Source organism: Pseudomonas bubulae (genome assembly GCF_037023725.1).
Classification (GTDB): domain Bacteria; phylum Pseudomonadota; class Gammaproteobacteria; order Pseudomonadales; family Pseudomonadaceae; genus Aquipseudomonas; species Aquipseudomonas bubulae.
In genome coordinates this window covers 2,156,824-2,175,955 of the sequence record NZ_CP146077.1, presented here as the reverse complement: position 1 = coordinate 2,175,955, position 19,132 = coordinate 2,156,824, and the positions used below count along the sequence as shown (strand labels likewise).

The following is a 19,132-nucleotide window of genomic DNA, read 5'->3' as shown; positions in this document are numbered from 1 at the left end:
ACATAAAAAGGGCGACCCAGGTCGCCCTTTTTTGTGCCCGGGTTTTGCTTCAGGCGATTTTGCTCAGGCGATACACCCGCTCCACCAGTCGCGTCACGCCGCCCTTGAGGAACTTCCACTCCTGATCGAGTACATCCGGCTGCTCGAGCACTTCCAGCGCCCAGGCAGGCGACAGCAGGCTTTGTACCTCGGCGTCCGGCACCGAGAACGGCGGGCCGTTCATTTGCGACTGATCGTAATCCAGGGTAATCAACAGCCCCCGACAGCCTGGCGGCAGAATCCGGCTCAGGTGCCGAGCATAGGCCGCACGCATCTCGGGAGGGAATGCGATGGTTGCAGCGCGGTCATACAACCCCACACAGGAGGCCACGTCAGCCTGAGTCAGGGCAAACACATCACCGCAGAGGATCTTCACAGGACCCGCCTCGTACACCTTGAAGGCGCCCTGCTGACGAACCTGTGGCTCGACCTGTTGTTCACTGAAAAACTGCTCCACGGCCGTCTGCGTCAGCTCCACGCCCAGCACTTCATGACCGTTGGCCGCCAGCCAGCTCATATCCAGGCTTTTGCCGCATAGCGGCACCAGCACACGACCGCCCTCCTCCACCCCCAGTGCCGGCCAAAGGCGCTGAAGGTAAGGGTTGACCTGCGACAGGTGAAAGCCAATCTGATTGCGATCCCAGCGGTCGTGCCAAAATTCGGGCTGCATGATTCACCTTTAAATTCGATAGATAAGCACTAAAACTTATATTGGATTTAGATCAATGATCAGGATGAAGATGACGCATCTCAACTTCGAGGACCTCTGTCATGCTCCCCAGCCTGTTTATCTCCCACGGCTCCCCCATGCTAGCACTGGAACCGGGCGCCAGTGGCCCGGCGCTCAAACGCCTGGCGGCCGAACTGCCGCGCCCCAAGGCCATAGTGCTGGTGTCTGCGCACTGGGAAAGCCCCGACCTGCGGGTCGCCAGCCACCCGTCACCGGAAACCTGGCATGACTTTGGCGGCTTCCCGCCCGCACTGTTTGCCGTGCAATACCCTGCGCCCGGCGACCCGAAGTTGGCCGCGAACATTGTGGAATTGCTGGCAGACAACGGCTTGCCGGCGCGACTGGACGCCAGGCGCCCTTTTGACCATGGCGCCTGGGTGCCACTGTCCTTGATGTACCCGGATGCGGATATCCCGGTGGTGCAGGTCTCGTTGCCCAGCCAGTTGGGCCCGGCGGGCCAGACCAGGGTAGGCCATGCACTGGCGGTCTTGCGCAGCGAGGGGATTCTGGTCATCGGCTCGGGCAGCATCACCCACAACCTGCGCGAACTGGACTGGCACGCAGGCCCTGAGAGCATTGAACCCTGGGCCAAGGCGTTTCGTGACTGGATGATCGACAAACTGGCGGCTGATGACGAAACCGCGCTGCATGCCTACCGCACACAGGCGCCTTTCGCCGCTAAAAACCACCCCAGCGACGAGCACCTGCTGCCGTTGTATTTTGCCCGTGCCGCGGGCGGCCAATTCAGCATTGCCCACCAGGGTTGGACACTGGGTGCGTTGGGGATGGATATCTACCGGTTTGGCTAGCGCCCCGCTCCCACAAAGGCCAGCAAATACAAATCCCGGACAAAAAAAATCCCCGCACCAGGCGGGGATTTTTTTAGCGATCAATCACTGCAAGAGTGATTAATCTTCGCGGTAGCGACGCAGTTTCAACTGCTTGCCAGCAACGCGGGTGTCTTTCAGTTTGGCCAGCAAACCTTCCAGACCGGCTTCCGGCAGTTCTACCAGGCTGAAGCTGTCACGCACCTGGATGCGACCGATAGCTTCACGAGCCAGGCCACCCTCGTTGAGGATAGCGCCCAGCAGGTTCTTGGCAGCGATACCATCACGCGCACCCAGCGCGGTACGGCAACGTGCACGGCCTTCAGCCAATGGAACCGGAGCACGACGCTCGCGATCACCACGATCAGGACGGTCACCCGAACGCTCGGAACGCTCACGCGGTGCACTGTTAGGCACCAGTGGACGTTCACGTTCGATGGCTGCCAGGGTCAGGGCCTGACCGTTGGTTGCCTTGCGCAGCAGAGCAGCGGCCAGGGCACGCGGGCTGCAACCGATATCGGCAATCAGGCGATCCAGCAGATCACCGTGAGTCGATTCAGCGTCAGCGACCAGCGGCGTCAGGCTGTTGGTCAACTTCTTGATGCGGGCATCAAGAACAGCCTGGGCATCCGGCAGACGGACTTCCGCAACTTTCTGACCGGTTACACGCTCGATCACTTGCAGCATGCGGCGCTCACGAGGAGTCACCAGCAGCAGTGCGCGACCTTCGCGACCGGCACGGCCAGTACGGCCGATACGGTGAACGTAGGACTCTGGATCGTAAGGCATGTCAACGTTGAACACGTGAGTGATACGTGGAACATCAAGACCACGTGCCGCTACGTCGGTTGCCACAACGATGTCCAGACGGCCATCCTTGAGCGAGTCGATAACGCGCTCACGCTGGTTCTGGGCAATGTCACCGTTCAGCGCAGCAGCTTTGTAGCCTTTGGCTTCAAGGGCGCTGGCCAGATCCAGGGTCGCTTGCTTGGTGCGAACGAACATGATCAGGGCGTCGAAATCTTCAACTTCCAGCAGGCTCAATACAGCCGAGGTCTTCTGGTCAGCGTGAACCAACAGGTGAGCCTGTTCGATCGCGGTAACGGTCTGAGTCTTGGTCTGGATCTTCACGTGTTGCGGATCGCGCAGATGGCGTTCGGCAATGGCACGGATCGACTGCGGCAAGGTTGCCGAGAACAATACGGTCTGACGGGTTGGCGGAAGTGCCTTGAAGATAACTTCAAGATCGTCCATGAAACCCAGTTTCAACATTTCGTCAGCTTCGTCCAGAACCAGGTGGTTCACGGTCGACAGCACTTTTTCGTCACGACGCAGGTGGTCGCACAGACGGCCCGGAGTGGCGACAACGATCTGTGCGCCATTACGGATTGCTTTCAGTTGTGGACCCATAGGGGCGCCGCCGTAAACGGCCACAACGGTAACGCCCGGCATTTGCTTGGCGTAGGTTTCGAAAGCGGTTGCTACTTGCAGCGCCAACTCACGGGTTGGCGCCAGGATCAGGGCTTGCGGCTCGCGCTTAGCAGGATCGATGCGGTGCAGGATCGGCAGGGCGAACGCGGCGGTTTTACCCGTACCGGTTTGCGCCTGACCAATCATGTCGTGACCGGCCATGATGATCGGGATCGATTGCTGCTGAATAGCCGAAGGTTCTTCGTAGCCAGTCGCGATGACAGCAGAAAGAATGTTCGGATTAAGATTAAAAGCGGCGAAGCCGCCGGTTTCCTGGGTCATGGGTCTGCCTCTAAGTGCATCCGCAAAGACCCATGCTCCAAAGCTGCGCATGCCGTGTAAGACTCAAGAGTCGCCCTGGCTGCTTTGTCGGCGGGGATTTGCGAAAACGTTTAAATGAATGGAGCGTTCAGGGTTGTCCGCGAAACGGACGAGCAGCCGAAGCGTGCTTCGGGAAATGCGACACCTAAACGTGGCCCGGCTAAAGGCCGGCGCGCACTATACCGGATTTATCAAAAAAAAGAAGGGGTTTTTTGCCACAAAATCGTCTGTATCCCTCTGTGGACCGGGCTTTAACGTTTTTTTTCGTCCTTGAAAAAGCTTTTCGTGCCGGGCCACTCTGGGTGAAACGCTAAAACGTTTCACCGCTTGGCATCAAGTCGCCGGGCGAATTGCCTTGATCAGGGACTCCAGCGAATAACCCAGACGCGGAGCCAGGACTTGTGCCCGGACTGTCAGCGCGTCGATATCGAGTGCCTGTTCCAGATCAGCAGGTACCATCAGGATGACATTACCCTCCTTGACCGGCAGCTCCCAATAATGGCGGTGATACAGGCCGCGCAGCAACGCAGCCCCCAGCGGCTTGCCATCGTCGGTGGCCCACTGGTTGATGATCAGCCAGCCATTGGGGGCCAGCTTCTTTTGGCAGTTTTCAAGGAATGTCCAGGCCAGGTGACCCGCTGCCGGTCCAAGATCGTTGTACAGATCGACAAAAATCAGGTCCGCGGGCTCGGCGCTGTCCAGCAGCTCCAGGGCATCACCGATACGAATATACAAACGCGGATCATCATCCAGGCCCAGGTATTCGATGGCCAGACGCGGCACATCCGGGCGCAGCTCGATGGCTTCGACATCTTCCAGGGGCAAAAACTTGAGACAGGCCTGGGTCAGAGTTCCGGCACCCAGCCCCAGAAACAGTGCGCTTTCCGGAGCGTCATGGCACAACGCACCAATCAGCATGGCGCGGGTGTAGTCGTATTCCAGCCAGCTGGGGTCAGCAGTGAACACGCAGCTTTGCTCGATCGCATCGCCGAATTCGAGGAAACGGTAGTCAGCCACTTCCAGCACTCGAATCATGCCGAAGTCATCATGAACTTCGGCGAGCAGACGCTCTACGCGCTCCTCAGACATTTCCTCTCCTTGCCGCGCCCCGGTACTACCCGCGGCGCTGAAAAAACAGCCACTCGATATCGAGCGCAAAGGCGCGATTGTCGGCCATTGCGGCGCAACAGGTCACGCACTAATTGCTGCTAACATGGGCCATCTCCAACAAATACTAGAGTCTGCGATGAGCCCAATCTGGACCCCTGACAGCTGGCGCGCCCTGCCGATCCAGCAACAACCCCACTACCCTGACGCGGCGCACCTGCTGCGCGTCGAGCAAAGCCTGGCCAGTTACCCGCCACTGGTATTTGCCGGCGAAGCCCGGGAACTGCGCCGACAGTTTGCCGAGGTCACTCAAGGCAGGGCGTTTCTGCTTCAGGGCGGTGATTGTGCCGAGAGTTTTGCGGAGTTTTCGGCAGCCAAGATTCGTGACACGTTCAAGGTCCTGCTGCAAATGGCCATTGTCATGACCTTCGCGGCAGGGTGCCCGGTGGTCAAGGTCGGGCGCATGGCCGGGCAATTCGCCAAGCCGCGCTCGGCCAATGACGAAACCATCAACGGCGTGACCTTGCCTGCCTATCGAGGCGATATCGTCAACGGCATCGGCTTTGATGAAAAAAGCCGCGTGCCAGACCCTGAACGCCTGCTGCAGTCCTATCACCAGTCCACCGCCACCCTGAACCTGCTGCGCGCCTTTGCCCAGGGCGGCTTTGCCGACCTGCACCAGGTGCACAAGTGGAACCTGGACTTCATCGCCAACTCGGCCCTGGCAGAGAAATACAGCCAGCTGGCCGACCGTATCGATGAAACCCTCGCCTTTATGCGTGCCTGCGGCATGGACAGCTCGCCGCAACTGCGCGAAACCAGCTTCTTTACCGCCCACGAAGCGTTGCTGCTGAATTACGAAGAAGCCTTCGTACGCCGCGACAGCCTGACCAACGATTACTACGATTGCTCGGCACACATGCTCTGGATCGGCGACCGCACACGCCAGCTGGACGGCGCCCATGTCGAGTTCCTGCGCGGAGTCAACAACCCGATCGGGGTCAAGGTCGGCCCGAGCATGAACAACGAAGACCTGATCCGCCTGATCGATATCCTCAACCCGGACAACGACCCGGGCCGCCTCAACCTGATCGTGCGCATGGGTGCCGACAAAGTGGGCGATCACCTGCCGCAGCTGATCCGCGCGGTAGAAGGCGAAGGCAAGCAGGTGCTGTGGAGTTGCGACCCGATGCACGCCAACACCATCAAGGCCAGCAGCGGCTACAAGACCCGTGATTTCGCGCAAATACTGGGTGAAGTGAAACAGTTCTTCCAGGTTCACGATGCCGAAGGCAGTTACGCAGGTGGCATTCATATCGAAATGACCGGCCAGAACGTGACCGAATGCATCGGCGGTGCCAATCCGATTACCGAAGACGGCCTGTCGGACCGCTACCACACCCACTGCGACCCGCGGATGAATGCCGATCAGTCACTGGAACTGGCGTTTTTGATTGCCGAGACGCTGAAGCAGGTCAAGCGCTGAAGAGCACCCTCACCCTAACCCTCCGGGAGAGGGTTAGGGTGAGGGGCAGCAAACACCCCGCCCTCACCTGTTAAACGGATCATCCCAAAAAGCCCGATGGCTTTCGGCCTCGATATCCGCCCTGCTCAACCCAAGGTCCTTGAGCGCCGCATCACTGATCTGCCGCAAGCACGCCCGCTCCCGCGACAGTTGATACCAGCGCGAAATCCGGGCAATCCACACTACGCCTGTTTGACCTTTCATCACTTGAGCCCTCCTGTGGTATGGCTCAAGTGTCTGCGTGGGCATAAGATCAATCCAACGAATGTTTCTTATGCGATACATCTGCGAGATTGATCAATGGCTGAATTTCCCAGCATCGACACCGACCTGCTGCGCACCTTTGCCGCCATCGCCGATCACGGCGGCTTCACCCGCGCCGCCGAAGCGGTCAATCGCACCCAGTCGGCGGTCAGCATGCAGATGAAACGCCTGGAAGAAGACGTGCTGCAATGTGCGCTGTTCCAGCGCGAAGGGCGCACTGTCAGCCTGACCCAGGAAGGCGTGGTGCTGCTCGGCTATGCCCGGCGCATCCTCAAGCTGCACAGCGAAGTGTTCAACACCCTGCGCCAACCACAGATGGTGGGCACGGTGAAGATAGGTTCGCCGGATGATTACGTGATGCGTTTTTTGCCCGGCGTATTGTCGCGCTTTGCCCAGGACTACCCGCTGATCAACGTCGAGGTACATTGCGAGCCGTCATCCCAGCTGTTGCAGCGTAATGATCTGGACCTGACGATCGTAACCCGCAAACCCGGTACCGAAATGGGCCAGATCCTGCGCCAGGAACGCTTTGTCTGGATGGTGGCCCAAGGCTTTTCGCCCCATGAACAAACACCCCTGCCCCTGGCAATGTTCAATACCGACTGTTTTTGCCGGACCTGGGCCTGTAATGCCCTGGATATTCAACAACGTGAATACCGGGTTGCCTACACCAGTGCCAGCCTCGCGGCGATCAACGCCGTGGTCAGCACCGGGCTCGCCGTCACCGCCCAGCTACAAAGCCTGTTGACGCCCGACCTGCGCATCATCGGCGCGGCCGAGAACCTGCCGGAGCTTCCCTCAGCCAGTATTGTGCTGTTACGCAAAGCCAACAGCGCGTCGTCACCGATCATTGAGTGCTTTGCCGAATACATCGTCGAAGGCTTCAAGCTTTGAGCGCCAGCAACCCCGCGCACAGCAGCAAAAACCCGCAGTACAAGCCGCGCAACAGGCGCTCCCGCAGGGCGTGAGCCAGCCTGACACCCCAACTGATGCTTAACAGCCCACCAATGGCCATCGGTACGCCCATGGCCCAGTTGACCTCGTCATGCACTGCATACGTCAGCAAAGTCACCGCCGTACTTGGCGCAGCCAGGGCCAGTGACAGGCCCTGGGCCACAACTTGAGTGGTGCCGAACACACTGGTCAGCACGGGCGCCGCCACCACGGCGCCACCGACACCAAACAGCCCGCCGGTCGTGCCTGCCACGGCACCCAGCACCCCGAACCACGGCCAGCCATAGCGTGAACCGGCCACAGGCGGGGCTGGCGAGGTGTACATTTTGATCAGGTTATAGAGGGTGATCGCCAGCAAAAAGACGATAAAGCCCCAGCGAATGATCCGCGCATCCACGCCAACGGCGAGCATCGCGCCCAACCAGGCGAAGCAAAAACTCATCAGCACCAGCGGCAATGCCTGACGCAAATTGATCCTGTTGCGTTGCTGATAGCGGTACAACGCCAAGAACACATTGGGCACCGACATGGCCAGGGCCGTGCCTTGCGCCAATTGCTGGTCCAGACCGAACCACAACCCCAATACCGGGATCGCGATCAGACCGCCTCCAATTCCGAACAACCCGCCCAGCGCCCCCATGGCGATACCCAAGGCTGCATACATTACAAAATCGATCAGCATTACCACCCCTCGTTGTGAGCACCCATGCTAACCAGTCCCCGGCGCCGGGCAAAGCGCAGAACCGGGGCTTTTTCATCGAGCAAAAAAAAGCCCGGCATCAAGGCCGGGCTTTTTCATCGTGCGGTTAACGCAAGGTTTAAACCTTGGCGCGGCCCTTGTAGGAACCACCGTCACGGGTATCGATTTCGATCCAGTCACCGATTTCAACGAAATCAGCAACGCTCAGCTCGGTACCGTTTTTCAGTTTGGCAGGCTTCATCACCTTGCCCGAAGTGTCGCCGCGAGCGGAACCTTCGGTGTAGTCAACCTGACGCACGATAGTGGTCGGCAGCTCTACGGATACCAGACGGTCTTCGAAGAAGATCGCTTCGCAAACGTCGGTCATGCCTTCTTCAACGAATGGCAGAACGGCTTCGATGTCTTCAGCGTTCAGCTCGTACATGGTGTAGTCAGTGGTGTCCATGAACGTGTAGGTGTCGCCGCTGATGAAGGACAGGGTCGCTTCTTTGCGATCCAGGATCACGTCTTCCAGCTTGTCGTCAGCGCTGTATACGATTTCGGTCTTGTAGCCAGTCAGCAGGTTTTTCAGCTTGGTCTTCATGATCGCGCTGTTACGACCGGACTTGGTGAATTCAGCTTTCTGAACCAACCAAGGGTCGTTTTCGAGCTTGATGACTGTACCGGGTTTAAGCTCTTTACCAGTTTTCATTACGAATATCCGAATTTGGATTGAGATTTACAAAAATCTAGGTCGCGTATCATATCCAATTTCTATAAAACAGTACTAGCGCTTGCGCAAGATCAGCCTGTAATGACTGTTCCAGACACCACTGTTCAGCGTGTGCAGCGATTTCAGGCCAGCATTGGAGCACCCCATTCCAGCTTTCGCCCATCTCGGCGCCAGCATTCCAGGCATGCCAAAGCCCGGTAACCGCCCGGGCGGCCTGTGGCGAAAGGCCTTTGAAGTAGAGGTCGAGGAATGCGTTGAGCTTGACCCAGTGCGCGTCTTCTTCCTGCTCATAGATATGCCACAGCAGGGGGCGCCCTGCCCATTGCGCCCGCACAAACGAGTCTTCACCGCGCACTGCGTTGAAATCACAGCTCCATAACAGGTGGTCGTAATCCTCTTGCCTGACGAACGGCAACGCCTGAACGGTCAACGCCCCGCGCTGTTCGACCGCACCCAGGGGTAACTGCTCAATACCCAGCCACTGCAGCAGATCACCCATGATCCGTCCTTGTGGCACCAGCAGGTGGGTCGGCCCGGCCCCCGCCGCCATTGCATCCAGCCAGCTGGCCAGGCCGGTATTTTCATAGGCAAATAATGAAATCAGCCGCGCATTGTGCGCCGGGCAAACCCCCAGCCCCTGCAAAAATACCTGCTTGGCCTGCGGGTCCTGCTCAAAGGCGTGGCGGCGCTGCAACAAGTCTGCCTCACGCAACAGCCCGCCAGTACCGGCATCAAACCCCGGAAAGAAAAACATCCGTTTCAAACCGTCAGGCCGCATCGATGGCAGGCCGTGGCAGCCGCTGACCCAGTCTTCGGCACTCAAGTACTCGAGATTGATCCACAACGCCGGTTTTTCGCGAGCCTTCATCGCCTGCAGATAGCCTTCAGGCAGTTTGCAGGCAAAGGCCTCGACCACCACGTCGGCAACCTCCGTCGCCGGCCACTGCGCCGGCCACTGGCAAACCTCAACCCCCTGCTGCCATTGCTGCGCAGCGCCGACATCCGCCTCGGGGCACAACGGCACAAACGCACGCAAGTCATCGACCCACAACCGTACGCCCTGCTGATGCTCGGCCACCAACTGCCGGGCCAGACGCCAGGTCACCCCGATGTCGCCGTAATTATCGACCACACTGCAAAAAATATCCCAGGAGGCTTTCATACCGGGCTCCAACATTCAAAAGGGGGGATTGTCCGCATAATTGGCTGCGTACAGAAGTCTTGAGGCGGATTAATCTGCGCGGCACTCGTGCGACAATCGACGTTCGTCACTATCAAGCTGCGACCATGAACAAGACTGCTGTGCACCTGCTGATGCTGGAGAAACTCGAAATCGACCTCGATGTCCTCCAGCGCGCGGCGCAAACCGCCTATGAAGCGGCCACCCATGCGGAAAACATCGCCGAGAACAAATACGACACCCTCGGCCTGGAAGCGTCATATCTGGCCACAGGACAGGCACGCCGGGTTGAGGAAATTCGCCAGGCGTTGAAAAACTGCCGGGCCATGACCCTTGCGCCGTACAACCCGGCGCAGGGCATTCAGATCGGAGCGCTGGTCAGGCTGGAAGCCGAAAATGGCAGCGAACAGTGGCTGTTCCTCGCCCCCGATGCCGCCGGGCTCAAGCTCGACCACAGCGGGCAGACGGTCACCGTCATCACCCCGCGCTCACCCCTGGGGGCCGCCTTGCAGGGCAAACAGCTTGATGATGAAGTGCAGATCAATGTGGGCGGTGCGGTACAGGTGTTTAGCGTTTGCGAAACGCTCTAGACAACTGTGGGAGCGGGCTTGCTCGCGATAGTATCGCCCCGGTCACGCAGATAAACCGCGGCAGCTGAATCGCGAGCAAGCCCGCTCCTACCAAAGTTTGATGCATGCCTTACTTGGCAGCAGCCACCATGCGGTTCAACTCACTGCGCACCATGTTGGCGTATTCCGGCGGTGACATGACGTCCAGTTCCGAGCGCACCCATTCAGCCCACTTGCCCTTACGCTTGGCACGTTCACCAAACAAACGCGCCGCATCCCCTTTGGCCTTGCCCAGGTTGCTCTGCCAAAGGTCATACAAACGGGATTTTTCATCTTCAAGCGCTGCACGCTCTGCGAGAGGCTTGTTGGCGAGGTTGAAGCTCATGTGAATTTCCTGCGGTGTTAATTAGGTGACATCTTACACCCTACAAAGAAGTGTCTCAGTCTGGTTTTTGACTACGCTTTCAGCTCAGGCGCAAATCAGATGCAACTTTTTAGCATTGGGTTGACTCCATTACATATCACCCCTTTAACCTGCAAGGAGTACCGCAATGGCTCGAAAAAATGCCGTACAAGCTGAAGATCAAATCAAGGATCAAGCGTTCAGCGAACTGCAAGACCTGATTGCCGAATCTGAAAAGCTGCTCAAGGACAGCGTGTCCCTGGTCGGTGAAGAAGGCGAAACCCTGCGTGCCCAGGTGAGCCTCAAGCTCAAGCAGGCACTGGATTCAGTGACCAACGTGCGCGAGCGCACCAAGCCTGTGGTCGACGCCACGGAAAGCTATATCGGTGGCCATCCATGGCAGACCGTGGCCATCTCGGCCGGTTTCGGTCTGGTCGTTGGCCTGCTGCTGGGCCGTCGCAACTAACATTGGCTGCCACTGTTGCCTGCACAGCCCCTGGTGATTATTGCCAGGGGCTGTGCGGTTTAAAATTTAAAACCGCCGACATATTCAGTGACATTCTCCGCTGACATTCTGATACTTCGTCGCATTCCCCATGCCAACGAGACAGTCAATGTCCACGTCTACTGCTGCAACAAAACCTCTTAGCACCGCCCTGATTCTGCTGATGGCCACCGCCACCGGCCTGGCTGTTGCCAGCAACTATTACGCCCAACCCCTGCTGCACACCATCGCCCAGCAACTGGGCTTGAGCATGGGCAGCGCCGGTACCGTGGTTATCACTGCCCAGCTCAGCTATGGCGCTGGCCTGTTACTGCTGGTGCCGCTGGGTGATCTGTTCGAACAACGCCGACTGATCGTCACCATGACCGTGCTCAGCGCCCTGGGCCTTCTGCTAAGCGCATTTGCCCCTTCGTTGACGTGGCTGTTGATCGGCACGGCACTGACCGGGCTGTTTTCGGTATCGGCCCAGGTGCTGGTGCCCATGGCGGCCAGCCTGACCGACCCGCAAAGCCGTGGTCGGGTCGTTGGGACACTGATGAGTGGCCTGTTGCTGGGCATTTTGCTGGCCCGCACCGTAGCGGGCGCGCTGTCATCGGCAGGTGACTGGCGCACCATTTACCTGGTGGCTGCCGCCTTGATGCTGATCAGTGCCATCTCGCTGTATTGCGCCCTGCCCAACCACCATCAAAGCGCCGGGCTGAGCTACCCAAAACTGCTGAAGTCGGTGTTCACTCTGTTTATCGAAGAACCCGTACTGCGCCTGCGCGCCCTGCTGGGCCTGCTGACCTTCTCGCTGTTCGCCCTGTTCTGGACCCCCCTGGCCTTTTTGCTGGCGGTACCACCCTACAGCTACTCGGACGCGGTGATCGGTCTGTTCGGCCTGGCCGGCGCCGTCGGTGCGGTAGCGGCCAACTGGGCCGGACGCATGGCTGATCGCGGCAAGGGGCAACAGGCCACCACCGCTGGCCTGCTGGTGCTACTGGCCTGCTGGCTGCCCATGGCATTTGCCGGGCATTCATTGGTGGCTTTGCTGATCGGTGTGCTGGCCCTGGATTTTGCCGTGCAACTGGTCCATGTGAGCAACCAGAACGCGGTGTTCAAAGTCCGCCCGGCAGCCCGCAACCGCCTGAATGCTGGCTACATCACCTGTTATTTCATTGGCGGCGCACTGGGTTCACTGGTAGGTGCGCAGACCTACCCGGCCTATGGCTGGGACGGTATTGTCGTGGTCGGCGCCGTGGTCGCGACACTGGCATTGGCGGTATGGGGCTACAGCCTGCAGCGCGAAAGCAAGCTGCAACCGGTGGGCTAAGCAGCTATATGGCACTTTTCATCGTAATGCGAACTCGCTAGCATGCGAAAAATGCCCTGACCATCCGAGACGCCATATGATCCCTAAAGAATCCCGTAACGAACTGGCCCTGGATACTTTTATCAAGGCGCACCCTGAACTGATCGAAGAAATGAAAGAGCTGAGCGCCGAGGACCGCCAGCAACAGATTTTGTGGGCCTTTGAGGACGAAGCCGAAAGCCGCGGCCTGGAAGCCTGGGAACTGGCCCTGGAACTGATCGCCCGCTCCCCTGAAGAACTCAAGAGCATGCGCCTTGAAGTGCATCAGGAAGTCGCCGAAGCCCTGGACATGAGCTGGGAAGAGTACTGCGGGTTCAACGAAATCGCGGTCTGAGCCACGCCACGTTGCATAAAACGCCCGGTCGATCACTCACCGGGCGTTTTTGCACTTAAAGGATCAGGACTTGTGGTGGGCATCCACCAGTTTTTGCGCCATCAGCAGATGCATTTCCAGCTTGGGCAGATACTTTTCGGCAAACGCCTGCAACTCCGGTGACTCGGGATTTTGCGCCTGCTCCTTGTACAACTCGATGGCCTGTTCATGGGCCTTGACCTGATTGGCCGCATAGGCCGCGTCGAACGAATCGCCCTCCTGCACTTGCAGCATCAGCTTTTTCGCCTTGTCGAGTATCTGCTCATCGCTGGACACCTGCAGGCCCAGTCGGCTGGCAAGATCCTTCAAATCCCGATTGGCATTGGTATGGTCCTTGATGGCTTCCACGGCATAGCTTTCTATGTCCGTCGAAGAGGTTTTACTGATCGCCATACGGCTGGTCTCGATCTCCGCAATCCCTGCTGCATGAGCCTCATCAACAAAGTCTGCCGGACTGGCTGCGACTGCTGTGGCCGCCACGATCAGGGAGCAGACCAGGGCACAACCTGCCACAAAGCGTTTGGGGCCAATCAGCTGTTTCATAACGTCCTCCAGAAAAAGGCAGGTTTATTCCCTGCACAGAATCTGAAGGCACGTGATGGCAAAGGTTTAAATCAAAGCTGTTTTTTCTGACGGATGGCAACTGAAGGCACTTCAGCGAACCCTGAGCCATACTGTCCAGCAGCACTTTCCGTCAAACAGGAGAAGCCATATGGACGCCTTCAGGGCCATGCTCGACAACTGGGAGTCCAGATCTCAGGAGTCCAGTGAGCGGGTTGAATACAGCCTTTCACTGCACAAGCGTGATTTGATCAAAATCAAGGCTTTTGCCCAAGCCTACGGCCTGGATGAAGCCACCATTACCCAAAGCCTGATTCATTGCGCGCTTGAGCAAGCAGAGCAGGCCATGCCCTATGTGAAGGGCTCTGAGGTCATCAGGATTGAAGAAGGTGAAGAGATTTATGCCGATGCCGGCAAAACCCCAGCATTCGTGAAAGCGGAACAAGCAATTTCCAGAGAGCTGGACCTGAACAGTCCGCCTTCCTGAATCAAGTCTTGGGCCGTGACCGGGCAGCGCCTGGGGGCACCGGCAGGTGGCGTGTACTGCCGGGCCTGCGCGCAGCCCGCATTCAGCAACAGCACGCCAAAGGGGGAGCAGCCTTATCATCGTCTAAATCCATTTGAGCTCGAATGGGAGCGCTCAATGGCACTACCGGGTAGTAATCCTTCAATCCCGGCGCCACACAACCGAGCATTCGCAACAATTCGGTCCAGGCCAGTTACATGATATCAACCGTTAGTTTTCAGGCCGATATTTAACCCGACGCAAAAGTTAACCCCGCGCCACAAAGTTATTGTCCGACAATATAACGATATATATCCACTCGTCCGACCACCCCGCCATAAAAACATTAAAACTTGCCCAATAAAATAAATGTGCTTTTCTAGTGAAGCGATCCCAACCCATCGTCTTCAAAGGATGAAGTGATGAACACTGACTCTCGAGCACCCAGTACGACTTTGCCAAAAACCGAGCAGGATTTAATTAACGACGTTACTCAAAAAATCACACAGCACAGTAATGAGCTACGTAAACGCTATCGCGTACTGGGCTTCCAGAATGCCATAGGCGCCAGCGTGATGGCTGTTTCTGTAACTGGCATGATAATAACGGGCACACTGTATATAAAAGGGCTTATTCCCGGCTGGCTTTGTATTGTAATCAATGCGTTGTTGACGTCATTTATTCATGAACTTGAACACGACTTGATTCATCGCCTGTATTTCAGAAAACACCCCGTGGCGCACAACCTGATGATGCTGCTGTGCTGGATAGCCCGCCCCGGCATGCCCAGCCCCTGGTTACGGCGTGAACTGCACTTTCATCATCACAAAGAATCCGGCACCCACACCGATGTTGAAGCCTGGATTACCACCAGCGGCAGCAAGTGGGGGGCCAAGCGCTTTTTAAAACTCATCGACGGTTTTGTCTTTGGCATTGTCAATGCCCTGTTCGCACCGACCTGGCAAGAAAAAATCAGGTTGACCGTCAAGGTGCTTCGGTTGAATGCGCCCATGGGGCTTCTGTACTGGGGCTGCTGGTATATATTCCTGGGTTACCACCTCTACACATGGGTGAACTCGCTGATGGGCCTCACCGTTGAGCTCTCTGCTGCCGCATCACTGCTGATACAGGTGGTCAATGCTGCAGTGGTGATTATCGTCGCGCCCAATATCATCCGTCAGTTCTGCCTGTTTTTTATCAGCTCTAACATTCACTATTTCGGCGACGTCATGCCACGCAATCCCTTGCAGCAAACCCAGGTCATGAACCGGTGGTGGCTGTGGCCATTCCAGTTGTTTTGCTTCAACTTCGGGAGCACCCATTGCATTCATCACTTTGTGGTCAAGGACCCGTTCTACCTGCGCCAAATGACCGCGCCCTTCGCCCATAAAGTTTTAGCGGACGCCGGTGTCAGGTTTAATGACTTCGGCACCTATAAGCGCTCAAACCGTTACAGCTTTACGCAACCGGAAGCTTAAGCAATCAACCCGCTTCTATTTGTTTGATCTCGCCCTATAAATATCACCCTAGCCAGTGACCTTCAGAACTGGCTAAGCCTTTATCAACCGCACATCCTGTAGGAAATCAGGGGGCTGTGTTGACTTAATGTGGCGTTTAAGGAGGGGTTCGAAACCGTCCATACCCGTTTTTTCAAATCACGGCCCCCGGCTTATAACGACTGCAGAGGATCTGCTGACTAACGAGCGGCCCCATGGCAGCCCCATGGGGTTGTGTGTCAACTTGTGGATCTGCTGCCTGATAGGGCATGTGTATTCTTTGCGTTTAGCCCTCGAAAAAAGGCAAGAACAGTAAGCACCTTGCTCATGAACAATTAAAAATAGCTCGGCGGGTTTTTTAAGAAATACTCAGCTTCCTGATTATTCCTTTCATTTATTCTAAGCAGCAAGCTCGGGTGAGCTCCTTTATAGCCTCTTGATTCTGCTGCAACAAAACCAGCTGATCTGTAGATGTTGGTTTGTACGTCTTGAAAAAGCATAAACCCTGTAGTTGCTTGTTGTTTCTCATAGCCTTCTAGCAGCATTGACAGGCAGCTTAGGCCATATCCTTTCTTGCGGCTGTTTACCTCTGTAGCTAATGAGCCTATGCCTATCCATGAACTGTTGTTATGCCCCGGGATCACATAGGAAATGGCAGATGATAGGGGCGCCCCGCTGCTATCCCTTAAGATAAACCAGTTGCCTAATCTGTATTTTTCCGATGCGCAGCATATATCAAGGTATTCTTCCGTTTGGAATTCCGCACCCCACGCATCCTTTCCCATCAAAAAAACGTGGGTCATATCATTTTCTTCCGCAGGGCTTAGCGTCATATTATCCCTGTATAGGGGTTTAAGTGGCAGCGGCTTACTCAGCTTCATATGGATTGCATCCCTCCTTTTTATGATGCAAAGGCCAACCTGTTAAATGTCGACTTCAGGCTTGAAATCCATACTAGTATTTGTTTTGCATAGGTCAAGAAGGCTGACGCCAATAGTTGCGCGCTTGATTTTTTCGAATTTCATTGCACTGAATGCTATCGCGCTAATTTGGTGCGGATTTTCGTAGTGTGTAATCGTGCGATTGGTTAGGGTGCAGGCAGGGAACTTATACTTGCGGGAGCACTATAAGAGTGCGTTTTAATTGTGCGCTTACTAGGTGTAAGGTTCCGACATGAGAAGCTGCGGACTCATTGCGAAACAGGCTGGGTTTTCAGTCCAAGCCTCACAGAACACCTTGAGCGGAGTTCAGCCGTGCAAAGCCTTGAGATGCCTGGCAAAGTTGGAAGCCCTCACGAAAGCCAAAACGCGGGCTTTCAGCGCATCAAAACCCAGGTAATAAAACGTCTTAACCGTAGTTCCTATAATCGTACGATTCATTCGCTAGACTTGGCCGCCATTCCAAGAATGGTAAGGCTTGGATAGCCGGTGCTTGATGTTGCTCTTGTAGGGCTTACCGGGCGAGTGACGCGGACTGCATGGATAGGATTCACGCCCGATCAGCACCGGTTTCAAATCAACAGAAACATCTTTATATCTAGCAACGCTGACATCGCCATTGATCATGGCATTGCTGGATCACTAGTCAGCCCCGCACGCAGGCACCCAGCACAAATGGCATGATCTTCCTTCATTGCTGGCACATATCCTTCGTGTCGAACATCCTGAAAACGCCCAGATATCCGTCAGCACTCTGGGACGCGGATCAATGAAGACGACCCGGACGTCGTCAGCATCCTGCAACACGCTCTGAATCTACAGCCAGCGCCCTCCACAATTCAGGGATAAGCACGGGCAAAATTCAGCCGGTATTCCCATACCACCATTTTCCAGACGCCAGAAACCACAAACCCCCGACTTTCTCTAGGAAAATCAGGGGTTTGTGTTTACTTAATGTGGCGGTGAAGGAGAGATTCGAACCTGAACACTGGTCGAGCCATTATCTACCGTAATTCAAGGCTTTAAGCAGGATTAGTAGTACAAAAAGGTAGTACTATCACCACTCGCCCAGCCTCATTCTAGGCACTAAAATGGCAAAACCTAGCAACACTATCAGAGACACCAAGAACCTGATCCAGAAAGCAGGTGAATCTACGTGGTACGTTCGCCTCGCTGTCCCTGCGGATGTTCAGAAGGTCATCGGTCGCAAGGTGTTTATCAAATCGCTTCAGACCGCATCATTAACTGAAGCGCAACGGCGTCGAGGCGTGTATCTCACCACATGGTGGGCACAAATCGAGGCAGCTCGAAAAAGCAGAGAACTGCCCGAAGGCTGGCAATCTAATGTTGTTGCTGCGATTGAAACAGTTAGCTCAATGTTTCAGAACCAGAAACGAGCGATCATCGGCGAAGCCATTCCACCTTTACCGCCGATTAATCCTGAATTAGAAGCTCGCTTACGTGGCAATCCGCGACTGGTAGAGGCATTCGAAACCCACGTAAAACAACGCTTGGGCGAGGGACTATCAGGCAAGCTGCAACTTCAAGACGAGCTTGCAGAAGTTCACAAACAGCTTGCTGAGAAACTGGTAATCCGTAGGCACACCGTCGGCCTGGAACAGAAAGCTGTACTTATTTCCCTGATTGCTGATCCTGCAAGCCACAGAAGCAAATCACCGATTACGAAAAATCGCTTAAAGGCATACAGAGCATTTCGGGAAAATCGCGGCGGGGCACCAAAACATATTGATCAACAAGTGGGCAAGATGGACCGATTGTCGACATTCCTTAAAGACGAAGGACTCGTGCTGAACTTCGACACGGTAGATGTATGGCTCAACTCATTGGATCGCGCACCAGCGACGCTAGGTCAGTACCTCATGGCGGGCACTGCATTCTGGAAGTGGGCGATGAAATACGACACAGCTTGGCGTGAAGAATACAAAGACAAGGTAAACCCGTTCGTAGGACATGATTTGCCACAAGGTGGTGGTTCCGAGACAGCAGGCCAAGACAGGGAAATCTACACTCTGGACGACACCATAAAGCTGCGTCAGGCGGCGCTAAATGGCAGTAATCAGTCGCTCGCTGACCTCATCATGCTGGGCTGGTACACCGGAGCTAGGATCGAAGAGCTATGCCAACTTAACAAAGAAAGTGTGATAACCGTCGATGGTATCCGTTGCTTCGACTTCCCTAGGAGCAAAAGCAAAGCGAGCAAACGTGTAGTACCCATTCATGCAAGCCTTCTGACTACCGTGGACCGTCTTCTTCAAGACGCACTAGATACCTACCTCATACCCACACAATCAGCTAATCGCTACGGCCACCGCTCACATGCAATCTCAAAGGCGTTCGGCAGACTGCGTACAACCGCAGCCTTCAGTAAACTCCACGTCTTCCACAGCTTCCGGCATACGGTAGTCACCCAGCTAATAAGGGCAGACGTGCCAGATGCCTTAGCCAAAGAATTGGTTGGACATGAAACAGGATCAGTGACACACGACGTTTACTCGAAAGGCGCGAGTACTGTTCAGAAGCTAGCCGCGATTTCAAAACTTCCCCCCCTCCTCTAGACATGAATTAGTGCGCCAAACCAGCA

20 protein-coding genes are annotated in these 19,132 nt (G+C 56.1%); 10 read left to right on the top strand and 10 right to left on the bottom strand.

Annotation, left to right across the window (positions count from 1 at the left end; translation table 11 throughout):
• Positions 1-49 precede the first annotated feature (49 nt).
• A complete protein-coding gene (locus V6L81_RS10180; protein ID WP_338660660.1) occupies positions 50-709 on the bottom strand; it encodes a thiopurine S-methyltransferase in 660 nt (219 codons plus the stop codon).
• Positions 710-810: 101 nt separating this feature from the next.
• Here V6L81_RS10180 and V6L81_RS10175 point away from each other — a divergent pair, with 101 nt between their 5' ends.
• Complete coding sequence (locus V6L81_RS10175; RefSeq protein ID WP_095019382.1) at positions 811-1,578, top strand: class III extradiol ring-cleavage dioxygenase; 768 nt, start codon at positions 811-813, stop codon at positions 1,576-1,578.
• Between the two features lie 99 nt (positions 1,579-1,677).
• On the opposite strand, the gene V6L81_RS10170 is transcribed toward V6L81_RS10175, so the two are convergent.
• On the bottom strand, positions 1,678-3,348 hold the full coding sequence (locus tag V6L81_RS10170) for a DEAD/DEAH box helicase (RefSeq protein ID WP_095002244.1): 1,671 nt from the start codon (positions 3,346-3,348) through the stop codon (positions 1,678-1,680).
• Between the two features lie 372 nt (positions 3,349-3,720).
• Positions 3,721-4,476 carry a spermidine synthase gene (locus V6L81_RS10165; RefSeq protein ID WP_095002245.1) on the bottom strand — a complete coding sequence of 252 codons (756 nt, stop codon included), beginning with the start codon at positions 4,474-4,476 and terminating at the stop codon, positions 3,721-3,723.
• Positions 4,477-4,633: 157 nt separating this feature from the next.
• On the opposite strand from V6L81_RS10165, the gene V6L81_RS10160 reads away from it, so the two are divergent.
• Entirely contained in the window at positions 4,634-5,980 is a 1,347-nt protein-coding gene (locus V6L81_RS10160; protein WP_095020307.1) for a class II 3-deoxy-7-phosphoheptulonate synthase, read from the top strand.
• Between the two features lie 63 nt (positions 5,981-6,043).
• On the opposite strand, the gene V6L81_RS10155 is transcribed toward V6L81_RS10160, so the two are convergent.
• A complete protein-coding gene (locus tag V6L81_RS10155; RefSeq protein WP_095025155.1) occupies positions 6,044-6,223 on the bottom strand; it encodes a DUF1127 domain-containing protein in 180 nt (59 codons plus the stop codon).
• A gap of 96 nt (positions 6,224-6,319) precedes the next feature.
• Here V6L81_RS10155 and V6L81_RS10150 point away from each other — a divergent pair, with 96 nt between their 5' ends.
• Positions 6,320-7,177, top strand: a complete 858-nt coding sequence (locus tag V6L81_RS10150) for a LysR substrate-binding domain-containing protein (protein ID WP_095002248.1) — start codon at positions 6,320-6,322, stop codon at positions 7,175-7,177.
• Here V6L81_RS10150 and V6L81_RS10145 read toward each other — a convergent pair.
• From V6L81_RS10145 to earP, 3 genes are all read right to left on the bottom strand, one after another.
• The gene (locus tag V6L81_RS10145) at positions 7,167-7,916 is read right to left on the bottom strand and encodes a sulfite exporter TauE/SafE family protein (RefSeq protein ID WP_338660685.1); all 750 of its coding nucleotides are present in this window, start codon (positions 7,914-7,916) and stop codon (positions 7,167-7,169) included. The genes V6L81_RS10150 and V6L81_RS10145 overlap by 11 nt on opposite strands.
• A 139-nt stretch (positions 7,917-8,055) precedes the next feature.
• On the bottom strand, positions 8,056-8,628 hold the full coding sequence (locus V6L81_RS10140) for an elongation factor P (protein WP_016780001.1): 573 nt from the start codon (positions 8,626-8,628) through the stop codon (positions 8,056-8,058).
• A 49-nt stretch (positions 8,629-8,677) separates the two neighbouring features.
• On the bottom strand, positions 8,678-9,811 hold the full coding sequence (earP, locus tag V6L81_RS10135; RefSeq protein WP_338660659.1) for an elongation factor P maturation arginine rhamnosyltransferase EarP: 1,134 nt from the start codon (positions 9,809-9,811) through the stop codon (positions 8,678-8,680).
• 125 nt (positions 9,812-9,936) lie between these two features.
• Between earP and V6L81_RS10130 the strand changes: the two genes are divergently transcribed.
• Positions 9,937-10,419 (top strand): GreA/GreB family elongation factor, encoded by a 483-nt coding sequence (locus V6L81_RS10130; RefSeq protein ID WP_095002250.1) that lies wholly within the window; start codon positions 9,937-9,939, stop codon positions 10,417-10,419.
• 109 nt (positions 10,420-10,528) lie between these two features.
• Here V6L81_RS10130 and V6L81_RS10125 read toward each other — a convergent pair whose 3' ends face one another.
• Positions 10,529-10,783: a hypothetical protein gene (locus V6L81_RS10125; RefSeq protein ID WP_095032180.1), complete on the bottom strand. Its 255-nt coding sequence runs from the start codon at positions 10,781-10,783 to the stop codon at positions 10,529-10,531.
• 166 nt (positions 10,784-10,949) lie between these two features.
• On the opposite strand from V6L81_RS10125, the gene V6L81_RS10120 reads away from it, so the two are divergent.
• The 3 genes from V6L81_RS10120 to V6L81_RS10110 all read left to right on the top strand — a co-directional run bounded on the left by V6L81_RS10120 (position 10,950) and on the right by V6L81_RS10110 (position 12,991).
• A complete protein-coding gene (locus V6L81_RS10120; RefSeq protein WP_095002252.1) occupies positions 10,950-11,267 on the top strand; it encodes a YqjD family protein in 318 nt (105 codons plus the stop codon).
• A gap of 148 nt (positions 11,268-11,415) precedes the next feature.
• The gene (locus V6L81_RS10115) at positions 11,416-12,618 is read left to right on the top strand and encodes an MFS transporter (RefSeq protein ID WP_095002253.1); all 1,203 of its coding nucleotides are present in this window, start codon (positions 11,416-11,418) and stop codon (positions 12,616-12,618) included.
• A 76-nt stretch (positions 12,619-12,694) separates the two neighbouring features.
• A complete protein-coding gene (locus V6L81_RS10110) occupies positions 12,695-12,991 on the top strand; it encodes a DUF6388 family protein (protein WP_016779995.1) in 297 nt (98 codons plus the stop codon).
• A 63-nt stretch (positions 12,992-13,054) separates the two neighbouring features.
• Here V6L81_RS10110 and V6L81_RS10105 read toward each other — a convergent pair whose 3' ends face one another.
• Positions 13,055-13,573, bottom strand: a complete 519-nt coding sequence (locus V6L81_RS10105) for a DUF4142 domain-containing protein (RefSeq protein ID WP_338660658.1) — start codon at positions 13,571-13,573, stop codon at positions 13,055-13,057.
• 169 nt (positions 13,574-13,742) lie between these two features.
• Here V6L81_RS10105 and V6L81_RS10100 point away from each other — a divergent pair, with 169 nt between their 5' ends.
• Positions 13,743-14,078, top strand: coding sequence for a hypothetical protein (locus V6L81_RS10100; RefSeq protein ID WP_338660657.1), 336 nt, complete (start codon positions 13,743-13,745; stop codon positions 14,076-14,078).
• Positions 14,079-14,518: 440 nt separating this feature from the next.
• Entirely contained in the window at positions 14,519-15,574 is a 1,056-nt protein-coding gene (locus V6L81_RS10095) for a fatty acid desaturase (protein WP_095002256.1), read from the top strand.
• A 353-nt stretch (positions 15,575-15,927) separates the two neighbouring features.
• On the opposite strand, the gene V6L81_RS10090 is transcribed toward V6L81_RS10095, so the two are convergent.
• Entirely contained in the window at positions 15,928-16,473 is a 546-nt protein-coding gene (locus tag V6L81_RS10090; RefSeq protein ID WP_095020311.1) for a hypothetical protein, read from the bottom strand.
• 1,148 nt (positions 16,474-17,621) lie between these two features.
• Between V6L81_RS10090 and V6L81_RS10085 the strand changes: the two genes are divergently transcribed.
• Entirely contained in the window at positions 17,622-19,106 is a 1,485-nt protein-coding gene (locus tag V6L81_RS10085; protein ID WP_338660656.1) for a site-specific integrase, read from the top strand.
• Positions 19,107-19,132: the final 26 nt, after the last annotated feature.

Coding starts and splice junctions, on each gene's coding strand:
- V6L81_RS10180 (WP_338660660.1), bottom strand. CDS start 709: ATGCAGCCCGAATTTTGGCACGACCGCTGGGATCGCAATCAGATTGGC.
- V6L81_RS10175 (WP_095019382.1), top strand. CDS start 811: ATGCTCCCCAGCCTGTTTATCTCCCACGGCTCCCCCATGCTAGCACTG.
- V6L81_RS10170 (WP_095002244.1), bottom strand. CDS start 3,348: ATGACCCAGGAAACCGGCGGCTTCGCCGCTTTTAATCTTAATCCGAAC.
- V6L81_RS10165 (WP_095002245.1), bottom strand. CDS start 4,476: ATGTCTGAGGAGCGCGTAGAGCGTCTGCTCGCCGAAGTTCATGATGAC.
- V6L81_RS10160 (WP_095020307.1), top strand. CDS start 4,634: ATGAGCCCAATCTGGACCCCTGACAGCTGGCGCGCCCTGCCGATCCAG.
- V6L81_RS10155 (WP_095025155.1), bottom strand. CDS start 6,223: ATGAAAGGTCAAACAGGCGTAGTGTGGATTGCCCGGATTTCGCGCTGG.
- V6L81_RS10150 (WP_095002248.1), top strand. CDS start 6,320: ATGGCTGAATTTCCCAGCATCGACACCGACCTGCTGCGCACCTTTGCC.
- V6L81_RS10140 (WP_016780001.1), bottom strand. CDS start 8,628: ATGAAAACTGGTAAAGAGCTTAAACCCGGTACAGTCATCAAGCTCGAA.
- earP (WP_338660659.1), bottom strand. CDS start 9,811: ATGAAAGCCTCCTGGGATATTTTTTGCAGTGTGGTCGATAATTACGGC.
- V6L81_RS10130 (WP_095002250.1), top strand. CDS start 9,937: ATGAACAAGACTGCTGTGCACCTGCTGATGCTGGAGAAACTCGAAATC.
- V6L81_RS10125 (WP_095032180.1), bottom strand. CDS start 10,783: ATGAGCTTCAACCTCGCCAACAAGCCTCTCGCAGAGCGTGCAGCGCTT.
- V6L81_RS10120 (WP_095002252.1), top strand. CDS start 10,950: ATGGCTCGAAAAAATGCCGTACAAGCTGAAGATCAAATCAAGGATCAA.
- V6L81_RS10115 (WP_095002253.1), top strand. CDS start 11,416: ATGTCCACGTCTACTGCTGCAACAAAACCTCTTAGCACCGCCCTGATT.
- V6L81_RS10110 (WP_016779995.1), top strand. CDS start 12,695: ATGATCCCTAAAGAATCCCGTAACGAACTGGCCCTGGATACTTTTATC.
- V6L81_RS10105 (WP_338660658.1), bottom strand. CDS start 13,573: ATGAAACAGCTGATTGGCCCCAAACGCTTTGTGGCAGGTTGTGCCCTG.
- V6L81_RS10100 (WP_338660657.1), top strand. CDS start 13,743: ATGGACGCCTTCAGGGCCATGCTCGACAACTGGGAGTCCAGATCTCAG.
- V6L81_RS10095 (WP_095002256.1), top strand. CDS start 14,519: ATGAACACTGACTCTCGAGCACCCAGTACGACTTTGCCAAAAACCGAG.
- V6L81_RS10090 (WP_095020311.1), bottom strand. CDS start 16,473: ATGAAGCTGAGTAAGCCGCTGCCACTTAAACCCCTATACAGGGATAAT.
- V6L81_RS10085 (WP_338660656.1), top strand. CDS start 17,622: ATGGCAAAACCTAGCAACACTATCAGAGACACCAAGAACCTGATCCAG.